The 1,908-nt window shown below is 52.7% G+C and carries 2 protein-coding genes; both read left to right on the forward strand.

The window, feature by feature from the left end:
* On the forward strand, positions 1 to 983 hold a 983-nt coding region (locus NP589_RS21360), incomplete at its 5' end, for a Mu transposase domain-containing protein (protein ID WP_443190981.1).
* Positions 976 to 1,797, forward strand: coding sequence for an IS21-like element helper ATPase IstB (gene istB / locus NP589_RS21365; RefSeq protein WP_256608780.1), 822 nt, complete (start codon positions 976 to 978; stop codon positions 1,795 to 1,797). The genes NP589_RS21360 and istB, both read left to right, overlap by 8 nt.
* Positions 1,798 to 1,908: the final 111 nt, after the last annotated feature.

Raw genomic sequence — 1,908 nt, forward strand, 5'->3', positions numbered from 1 at the left:
ACGACGCACACACGAAAGCATTCACCGCGTTGGGCGGCATTACCAAACGCGGTATTTACGACAACATGAAAACCGCCGTGGACAAGGTGACCAAACGCAATGGCCGCGTCGTCAATGCACGCTTTTTCGCGATGACGGCGCACTATTTGTTTGAGCCTGATTTCTGCAATGTCGCTTCCGGCTGGGAAAAAGGCATTGTGGAGAAGAACGTGCAGGATTCCAGGCGTAGAGTCTGGATTGAAGCTAAAACACAGTGTTTTAGTTCATTTGCTGAACTGAATACCTGGCTTGATGAACGTTGTCGCAGTCTCTGGTCGGAACTGGCACATCCGGATTATGCCAGCGTGACTATCGCCGATGCGCTTGAGCAAGAGCAGATCTATTTGATGCCGATGCCCACACCGTTCGATGGCTACGTTGAAGTATTAGCGCGCGTATCCGGCACCTGCCTGGTGACGGTGGAGCGTAACCAATACTCAGTTCCCTGTCGGCTAGCCAACAGCAAGGCGACCATCCATCTTTATGCCGATAGGATTGAGGTCTGTACGGAAAATGCGGTCGAGGCTCGGCATCAACGTCTGCTGAGTCGTGATCAAGTCAGTTACGACTGGCAACACTATATTCCGCTGATTGAGAAAAAGCCTGGCGCCTTGCGTAACGGCGCGCCGTTTGCCGAGTTGCCGCTGCCGTTCGCCCAACTCCAAACTGCATTACGACACCGAGAACGGCAGCAAGGCGATCGTATTATGGCTAAGGTGCTCGCCGCCGTACCTGCTCACGGCTTAGATGCTGTGTTGCTGGCCGTCAAACAGGTATTGGATTCCGGCGTCACCAGTATCGAACAGGTGCTGAACGTGCTGTCTCGACTCAATGCGCCGCCCATGCCGGAACAGGTAGTCACCCGCCTAAAACTTACCGAAGAGCCGCTCGCCGACACCGCGCGGTATGACAGTCTGCATGAAGCCGAGGTCTCTCATGTCTGACATCCTGAGCCAATTCAAAGTCCTTAAATTGCACGGTATGGCGGAATGCTACGCCGAACTATTGGCCCAGAGCCCTGACGATGCCGCTAATGCCATCGAATCGGCCACCGGCTTGCTCAGCCAGTTACTGGCCGCAGAAGCCACGGATCGAAGTATACGGGCCATACGTTATCAGATGACCTCGGCTAAATTTCCGATCCACCGAGACTTATTAGGCTTTGACTTCAGCCAATCCAAAGTTGACCAGCCGCTGGTGAATAAAGTGGCGACCCTGAAATTTACCGATGCCGCACAGAACCTGGTGCTGGTGGGTGGGACGGGCACCGGCAAAACCCATCTGGCCACGGCGCTGGGCGTCTCTGGCATCCAGCATCACAGTAAACGAGTGCGCTTTTATTCCACCGTTGAATTAGTCAACACATTGGAGCAGGAGAAAGCGGCTGGTAAGCAAGGACGATTGGCGCTCAGCTTGATGCAGGTGGATTTAGTAATCTTGGACGAACTGGGTTATTTGCCCTTTTCCCAGGTCGGCGGTGCACTGCTGTTCCATTTGCTCTCAAAGCTTTACGAACGGACTAGCGTCATTATCACCACCAACCTGACGTTCTCGGAATGGAGTAGCGTATTTATGGACGCCAAGCTGACCACCGCATTGCTGGACCGTCTGACGCACCATTGCCATATCATCGAAACTGGTAATGAATCCTTCCGATTTAAGCAAAGCAGCGCCACGGCCAAGGAGCGGATTAAATCCAGAGAGTCAGTTAAACATGCGCCATCCAGTCTGGAAATAAAAGAGATCGAGTTTGATTGAATAACGACAACTCAAGTAACGAAGGAGAACTAAATCAACCCAGTTTGATCGACTAATCCAAGGCGCCGTAGTACGCTACGACGCCATTTCCCCTGGTCAATTTTCAATCGG

The sequence above is a fragment of the Methylomonas rosea genome, from assembly GCF_024505055.1.
GTDB lineage: Bacteria > Pseudomonadota > Gammaproteobacteria > Methylococcales > Methylomonadaceae > Methylomonas > Methylomonas rosea.

Coding starts and splice junctions, on each gene's coding strand:
- istB (WP_256608780.1), top strand. CDS start 976: ATGTCTGACATCCTGAGCCAATTCAAAGTCCTTAAATTGCACGGTATG.